This is a genomic window from Azospirillum formosense (assembly GCF_013340925.1).
GTDB lineage: Bacteria > Pseudomonadota > Alphaproteobacteria > Azospirillales > Azospirillaceae > Azospirillum > Azospirillum formosense.
Map to the genome: position 1 here is coordinate 1 of NZ_WHOR01000256.1, position 8,461 is coordinate 8,461.

The window sequence follows — 8,461 nt, forward strand, 5'->3', positions numbered from 1 at the left end:
CGGGGGGGGCGTCCGGCCGGCCGGACGTCGACGTGGTGCTGGTGGCCAACGCCCCAACGGACGCCCCGCCGTCGGCCCGGCGCGACCGGCGCCCCGCCCACCCCTTCGCCCGCAGCGTGCGCGTCGAGGTGAACCAGGGCTACGGGTTCGGCATCCTGTCGGGCCTTCGCGCCGCCCGCGGCCGGGTCCTGGGCTGGACGCACGCCGACATGCAGACCGATCCCGCCGATGCCCTGACCGGCTTCGCCCTGTTCGACGGGGCCGCCGACCCCGACCGGCTGTTCGTCAAGGGGCGGCGCCAGCATCGCCCGTTGGGCGACGCCGTCTTCACCGCCGGCATGGGCATGTTCGAGACGCTGCTGCTGCGCCAGCCCATGTGGGACATCAACGCCCAGCCGACCCTGTTCGGCCGCGGCTTCTTCGAGAGCTGGGACGACGCCCCGCACGACTTCTCGCTCGACCTCTACGCCTTTTACATGGCCCGCGCCCGGGGGCTGGAGGTGAAGCGCTTCCCCGTGCTGTTCGGCGAGCGCGCCCACGGGGTCTCGCACTGGAACGTCAACTGGCGGGCCAAGGCGAAGTTCATCCGGCGCACCGTCGATTTCAGCCTGGCTTTGCGCAAGCGGATTTCTTGAGAAACGCCGGTATCGGCACGGGGCTACAGGTTCCTGCAATTTCCGGCTGTTAGGGAGACGGCAATGAAGATCATCCGCCACCGCCGCAACACCATCGACGAGTTGCGGGCGACGCCGGAGGAGTACGGCATCGAAGTGGACATTCGCAGTCACGGCGATCGCCTGATCATCCACCATGACGCGTTCGTGGATGGGGAGGACTTCGAGGCGTGGGTTGCCGCCTACCGTCACGGCACGCTGATCCTCAACGTCAAGGAGGAAGGGCTGGAGGACCGGCTGCTGGCGCTGATGGAGCGCCGCGGCATCGCCGACTTCTTCTTCCTCGACCAGTCCTTTCCCTTCCTGGTGCGGACGGCGCGGCGCGGTGAGCGGCGTTGCGCCGTCCGCGTGTCGGAATTCGAATCCGTAGACACCGCCCTCAGCCTGGCCGGCATGATCGACTGGGTCTGGGTTGACTGCTTCACCCGCTTCCCGCTGTCCGGCGCCGACGCCCGGCGTCTGCAGGAGGCCGGGCTGAAGCTTTGCCTCGTCTCGCCCGAACTGCAGGGACGGGGGACGGAGGGAATCACCGAAATGCGCCGGATTCTGGATGGCGAAGGCATCATGGCCGAAGCGGTGTGCACGAAGGAACCCGAGGCATGGCGTTGATCCCGTCCGGGCTGGCGCGCGATCCCTGGTTCCTGTTGGGTCTCGGTCTGCGCGGCCTGCTGCTGGCTGTTCTCGTGCCGGGTATCCAGGAGACGTGGTTCGTCCCTTTCCTGACTGAAACCATGGGGGCGCCGAGCCTGGACCCCTGGTCGTCCTTTCTGGCCCACGGCGGCGACGCCCTGAGCTTTCCCTATGGACCCGTCATGCTGGCGGCCTTCCTGCCGCTGACGCTGATCGGCTGGCTGGCTGGGTTGCCCTTCGGCGCGGAGATGGCCTTGGCGGGGCTCGGCCTTCGCCTGACGCTGCTGGCGTTCGACGTCGCCGGGTTGCTGGTCCTGCGGAGGATGTTTCCTGAGCGCAGGGCGCTGCTGACCCTGGCCTACTGGCTGTCGCCGCTGGTCTTCTACGTCACCTATTGGCATGGCCAGCTCGATATCGTACCGGTCGCGATCATGATGGGCGCGTTCCATCAGATCGGGAAAAGGCGGTTTCGCCAAGCCGGGCTGTTGCTGGCCCTGGCTTGCGCCGCCAAGTTCAGCATGTTGCTGGCCCTGCCCTTCTTCGGAATCTATCTGTGGCAGAACAAGCGGCTTCGCAGCGGCCTGAAGCCCTTCGCAAAGGCGTTCGGCGGCGTGGCGGCGCTGCTGGGGCTGTTGCCTCTCCTGTCACCGGGCTACCGCGACATGGTGCTGGAAACTCCGGAAACCGCCAAGCTGTACTGGCTGGCGCTGCCGCAGAGCGAAGGCCTGGTGATCTATCTGGTTCCATTGGCCTTTTCACTGATGCTTTACGCAACGTGGCGGCTGCGCCGGACGAACTTCTCGCTGCTCCTGTCGATGACCGGCGTGACGTTCCTGACCCTGGTTCTGATGACGCCGGCTTCCCCCGGCTGGTATCTGTGGGCGTTTCCGTTTCTGGTCGTCTACCAGATCAGCGCGGACCGTGCCGGCTACTGGCTGGTGGGCTTGTTCTCGGTGATGGCGGTGCCGCTGCTGGCGCTGACCACCGTTGGCTCCAGCCTGCCGCTTCTGGGGATCGCGACCCCGGTGGTGCCGGAGATCCTGTCCCTCCATGCCCGCTCGGTGTGGCTCACCATGGTGATCGCGGTCGGCTGCGTCCTGGGCATCCGGATGTTTCGGAACGGCATTCAGCACAACGACTATTTCCGTCTCAGCCGGAAGCCGTTGGCCATCGGCATCGCCGGGGATTCCGGTGCTGGAAAGGACACGCTGGCGGCCGCGCTGGAAGGGCTGTTCGGCCGTCATTCGGTCCAGCACATTCTGGGCGACGGCTATCACAAATGGGCACGTGGCGCCCCGATGTGGCGCGCGGTGACCCATCTGAACCCGCGGGCCAACGACCTGCCCAGGCTGACCGAGAATGTGCTCGCCACACTCGACGGACGCGAGGCCGTCGGTCAGATCTACGACCACCACACCGGCCGTTTCAGCCCGCCGATCACACTGTCCAGCAACGACGTTCTGGTCGTCTCGGGCCTGCACACCCTGTTGCCGCCCGCCCTGCTGGAACGTCTGAACGTCCGGATCTTCCTGGAGACGGACGAGGAGTTGCGCCTCTTCTGGAAGATGCGGCGCGACGTCGCCAAGCGGGGGCACGACCCGGCGGCGGTGCGCGCCCAGATGGCCCGCCGGCAGCCCGACAGCGATGCCTACATCAGACCCCAGATGGCCAACGCCGACCTCGTCTTCCAGGTCGCCGCGGTCAACCCCGGGCATCTGGCCGGCCTGAAGGATCATCCGGTTCCGCTGAAGCTGCGCGTGCTCATCCGCGACAGCCTGTACCCAGAACGACTGGCCAAGGCGTTGATCGCCATTTGCGGCGTGCAGCTCGACATGGACATGCTGGATGAAGGCCGCACGGCGGAGATGATCATCGAAGGCGACGTCTGGGCCGAGGACATTGGCCTTGCCGCCGCCAATCTGGTTCCGAACCTGGACGAGTTGCTGGACGTCACGCCACTCTGGCACTCCAACGTGCTTGGGGTCATGCAATTGATCGTCCTTATGCAAATCGACGAAAACCTTCGCAGACGGATTGCGAAATGACACTCTCCCTCATCCGCCCCGAGACGTTCGCGCACGTTCCGGAAGCCATTGTTTTCGATACGGACAACAACCTCTACTACTACGACGCGGCGCACGAGCAGGCGACGGAGGCTGCCGAACGCAAGGCCTGCAAGCTGCTGGGCCTGTCGCGCAAGGAGTTCCAGGAGGCCTTCCGCGTCGCCCGCAAGGAGGTCAAGGAGCGGCTCGGCAAGACGGCCAGTTCCCACAGCCGCCTTCTGTACTTCCAGAGGGCCATCGAAATCCTGGGGATGAGAACCCAGCTGCTGGCGACCCTGGACATCGAGCAGACCTACTGGCGGACCTTTCTGCACGCCAGCACCCTGTTCCCGGAGGTGAGGGAGTTCCTGCTGGATCTCCGGTCCATCGGCATCAAGACGGCGATCGTCACCGATCTGACTGCGCAGATCCAGTTCCGCAAGATCATCTATTTCGGTCTGGACGACTGTTTCGACTACGTCGTCACGTCGGAAGAGGCCGGGCATGACAAACCGCACGAGGCGCCTTTCCGGCTGGCCGTGGACAAGCTGGGGGTGCCCCCGCAGCAGTGCTGGATGATCGGCGACAACCCGGTGGCCGATGTCCAGGGCGGGCGCGGATTCGGCATGGTCACGCTCCAGAAGCGCCATGCGGGCGTTCGGATCGCGGAAGGCGCGCAGGCCGCTGACGCGGTGTTCGATGAGTTCGGCGAACTGCGCCGTTTGTTCGTGCAGCGGGGCTGGATGACGTCCCATGAGGATGGACGGCCGGTTGGGCTTCCCGAAAACGCCATCATGAGCATGTGATCAAAGGGACGTTATGATGGTCGGTCGGGATCGCCGGTACGCGTGTGCGCTTGGAGCTTTGTTGTTCGCCGGCTTCATCGGGGTGACCCTGTGGGCGAACCTTGATCTTGCGGTTGGCCGCTACGCCCTGTTCATGGACGAACTGATCACGTTCGACGGCGTCATGAGAATATTGAGCGCGCCGACGTTCGACGATCTGACCGATGCCGTCATGGGGCCGGAACAACGCTACGGCCGCACCCTGTTCTACCTCTCGGCCCTGGTCGCTTGGCCGGTGCAGGCCCTGGGCGGGGAGTCCGCGGTCATCGCGGCGACCCGCATGCTGCTGCCCATCGCGATGGGGACGGGTTTCCTGATCCTGTCGTTCGGCCTGATCGCCAACGGACTGCTGCGCCTCGTCTGCCTGGTGTCGCTGATGGTCATCCCGACCACCAGCTACTATGCGACGATGCCCAAGCCCGAGCCGCTCCAGATCCTGTTCCTGGCGCTGTTCCTTCTGATGATGGTCGGTCGCCGCAAGGTCGTGGGATGGCCTTGGCTGCTGTTCGGTCTGGCCTTCGGCGCGAAGATATCGGTGATCGTCCTGCTGCCGGTCTTCATGGCTTTCGCCTTCGCCGCGCTGGAGACAAGGCATCCTCTGTGGAAACTGTTCCTGGTGGTCTTCAACACGCTCCCGTGGTTCCTGGTCGGCTTCCTGTTGTCGGTCCCGGTGGTGCTGACTGGGGAAGAGGGGATCGCTTCCTATCTGGAATGGACCTTCCTGAACACCGGCCACGGCGCGGATTCGGCCACGGTGACGTTCTGGTCCTGGGGGCAACTGATCCTGAACGGTTGGCTGTCCGGATCATGGATCACGGGGGTGGCCGTGGCCGCGGCGCTCGTCCTGCCGGTGGCCCTCGCCCTGTTCCACGCCTTCGCCGCCCTGCCCGCGTCCTCCTGGCGGAGGCCTGGACGGCTTCTCGGCACCCTCGCCGCCGACCGACGGATCGACGGACCGTTCGTCTTCCTGTGCGGACTCCTTCTGGTCCTGGCGATCATGTTCGGGGTCAAACGGTTGTGGGACTTCTACCTTCAGGTGGGCATGACGCTGTGCATCGCCGGTGCCTTTGTCAGCGCCGACCGGCTATGGCGCGGTCCGGAGCGTGTCCGTCTGGTCTGGGTCACCGCCCTGGTGATGACGGCCAATCTGGTGCACAGCCTGCCGGTGGCCCTTGCCGCCTATCATCGTCTCGCCCACCGGACCGCCGAACCCGCGTTTGTCGTACAGCAAGCCGAATATATGGCCATCGAGAAGCAGCTGCGGGCCGACGCGGCCGACGCCAATCGCCCCTTGCGGGTCGGCTACGATCCCAACCTGTTTCTTCCCGCCGATGACGCGACCCGCCAGATCGTGCGGTTTTGGGGATCGTTCAAGGATTGGGCGGTGGGCTATGATGTCATCATCGGCTATTGCGAGCACATCGGCGGCCTGCCGGTTCTTCCGAACCAGGACGCCATAACCGGTTGCGTGCCGAGTCTGAACGCGGAGGCGGCCCCTCATGTGACCGTCGCCGACGGTGCCGCCTGCACGGCCGCGCCCTGCTACACGCCGGTGCGCCTGGACACGCCTTACATCCTGTACCTTCGCCGGAACTGAGGGTTGCCGCCGCGGCAGGCCGGTTCCATCCGGCCCTTTGGATAGCCGCCTTTCGCCGCCCTCGTCACACCGCCACCACCCGGATTTCCGCACCGCTCCCCCGACCGGGGAGGCGGTGCATCCGTGTCATCGCCATCCGTGTGCGCACGCGACGGAATGCCCCGTGATGCTATCGGTTGCGCCTGCTCCTCTCCTCAAGGATGCCTCGGCGCGCTCAAAAGATTTAAGTTAATGCGAAGTCATTTATCCGAAGAATGCCCACTGTTGGACAGAGATCATCTAGAAAAGTCATTTTATGCGAGGACTAGGGATTATTACTTATTAGGGAATTGCAGGAGTATACCTGGAAAATTCATGTCATAGGAAGTCGCACGCTTTGCCATATACGCGGGTGAGGCGGTCGAGCATCCCAAAGATCACAACAAAATTTACGGAGAGTTTCCCTTGAACGAAGTCATCATCGCGGACGCTGGGCTTGAGGATCTCGACGGGCTGCTCAGCCACCGCCGTCCCGACGTTCAGGTTATGCTCGTCTCCGCCACCGACGATGGTCACGCCGTGCTGGCTGCGGCGCTTGCCGCGCGCCCGTCCGTCCTGCATCTGGTCGCCCATGGCGAGCCGGGGCGGGTCCTGCTGGGCGCCCAGCCGCTGGACGCGCAGTCGCTGCTCGACCGCTCCTGGCCGGACGCACGCGGCACCGAGATCCACCTCCATGCCTGCCATGCCGGCGCGGGCGAGGAGGGCCGCCTTCTCCTCGGCCGGCTGGCCGCCGCCACAGGCGCCGCGGTGGCGGCCTCCTCGGGTCCCGTCGGTCCGGCGGCGCGCGGCGCCTCCTGGAAGCTCGACGTGCGCACCGCGCCGGTGTTCACCCCCTCCCCCTTCGCCGGGGTCGAGGGCGCCGGTGCGCGCGGCTGGGCTCATGAACTGGCCGTGACCGGCACGCCGACCGACGGCAACGACACGCTGACCAGCGATGACGCGGCGGACAACATCAACGGCGGTGCCGGCAACGACATTCTGATCGGCAACGGCGGCAACGACACGCTGATCGGCGGCATCGGCCACGACACCATGGACGGCGGCGCCGGGGCCGACGTGTTCGACGGCGGCGACGGTTTCGACGTCGTCACCTATGAGAACGCCGCCTCCGGCATGGTCATCGACATCGGCAATCCGGCGAACAGCACGGGCGACGCCGCGGGCGACAGCTTCACGGGCGTCGAGCGCTGGATCGGCTCCAACTTCGCCGACACCATGGTGGCCGGCAACGATCCGGTATGGTTCTGGGGCCATGCGGGCGACGACGTGGAGATCGGTGGCGCCGGCAACGACACGATGGAGAGCGGCGACGGCAACGACACCGTCTATGGCGGTGCCGGTGACGACCAGATCTACAGCCGCGCCGACAACGACGTGCTCTACGGCGAGGCCGGCAACGATCTGATCTACGGTGGCTGGGGCAACGACATGCTCGACGGCGGTGCCGGCAACGACACCCTGTTCGGTGAAGGAGACGCCGACACCATCAACGGCGGTGACGGCGACGACAGCCTGGACGGTGGCCAGGGCAACGACCTGATGAACGGCGGTGCCGGCAACGACACGCTGATCGGTGGTATCGGCCACGACACCATGGAGGGCGGCGCCGGAGCCGACGTGTTCGACGGCGGCGACGGCTTCGACGAGGTGACCTACGCGAACGCCACCGCGGGCGTCGTGCTGGATCTGCGCAACCCGGCGAACAGCACGGGCGATGCCGCGGGCGACACCTTCACCAACATCGAGCGCTGGATCGGCAGCGAGTTCGACGACCGGCTGGTCGGCAACGACGACGGCGTCTGGTTCTGGGGCCATGGCGGCAACGATGTCGAGATCGGCGGCGCCGGCAACGACACGATGGAAAGCGGCATCGGCAACGACACGATCTACGGCGGCGGCGGCGACGACCGTGCCTTCGGGCGGGCCGACGACGACATGCTGTACGGCGAGGCCGGGAACGATCTGCTGGCCGGCGGCGGCGGCAACGACATGCTCGACGGCGGCACGGGCAACGATACGCTGATCGGCGACTGGGGCGTCGACACGATGATCGGCGGCGACGGCGACGATGTCTTCTACAGCGGTGCGCACGATCCCCTGCCGGAGGCCGACATCATCCAGGGCGGTGCCGGCAACGACACCTTCATCATCGCCGCGCAGAGCGACGCCGGCACGGTTTCCTTCGACGGCGGCGCCGGCACCGACACGCTGCGCATCAGCTCCGACAACGTCGCCGACCCGGAGAACAAGATCACCACGGCGACGCCGCAGATCGACATCTCCGGCATGACCCTGACCAGCGTGGAAAACCTCGATCTGGTCGGCGGCGTCCGCCACACGGTGACGATGACCGCCGCCCAGGCCAACGGTTTCGCCAGCATCACCGGGGCCACCGGCGGCGACGTCTTCACCATCACGGGCACGGCGATGGCCGGTGCGGTGACCGCCGGCAACGGCAGCCAGCTCACCGCCGGGCAAGTCCAGGCGGAGACGGTGAACGGCGTCACCTACCTGCGCATCGGCACCGACGCGACGGCGGGCGCCGACGTGACGCTTCGCTTCGCCGGCAGCTTCACGGCGGACCAGTTCCAGGTGAACGGCAGCGGGATCACCTTGAGTGGGACCCCCTCGAAC

At 66.1% G+C, this 8,461-nt stretch carries 6 protein-coding genes; all 6 read left to right on the forward strand.

All coding sequences use genetic code 11. The annotated features are described in order from the left end of the window. On the forward strand, positions 1 to 635 hold a 635-nt coding region (locus GBZ26_RS23860; protein WP_174440988.1), incomplete at its 5' end, for a glycosyltransferase family 2 protein. A 63-nt stretch (positions 636 to 698) separates the two neighbouring features. Beyond that, positions 699 to 1,283 (forward strand): phosphatidylinositol-specific phospholipase C/glycerophosphodiester phosphodiesterase family protein, encoded by a 585-nt coding sequence (locus GBZ26_RS23865; RefSeq protein ID WP_174440989.1) that lies wholly within the window; start codon positions 699 to 701, stop codon positions 1,281 to 1,283. Further along, complete coding sequence (locus GBZ26_RS23870) at positions 1,274 to 3,349, forward strand: phosphoribulokinase/uridine kinase (RefSeq protein WP_174440990.1); 2,076 nt, start codon at positions 1,274 to 1,276, stop codon at positions 3,347 to 3,349. The genes GBZ26_RS23865 and GBZ26_RS23870 overlap by 10 nt, the downstream gene beginning before the upstream one ends. Next, positions 3,346 to 4,152: an HAD family hydrolase gene (locus GBZ26_RS23875; RefSeq protein WP_174440991.1), complete on the forward strand. Its 807-nt coding sequence runs from the start codon at positions 3,346 to 3,348 to the stop codon at positions 4,150 to 4,152. Before GBZ26_RS23870 ends, GBZ26_RS23875 begins: the two co-directional genes overlap by 4 nt. A 61-nt stretch (positions 4,153 to 4,213) precedes the next feature. After that, entirely contained in the window at positions 4,214 to 5,788 is a 1,575-nt protein-coding gene (locus tag GBZ26_RS23880) for a hypothetical protein (RefSeq protein ID WP_174440992.1), read from the forward strand. A gap of 444 nt (positions 5,789 to 6,232) precedes the next feature. After that, positions 6,233 to 8,461 (forward strand): DUF4347 domain-containing protein (locus GBZ26_RS23885; protein WP_174440993.1); only part of this gene is annotated, 2,229 nt, incomplete at its 3' end.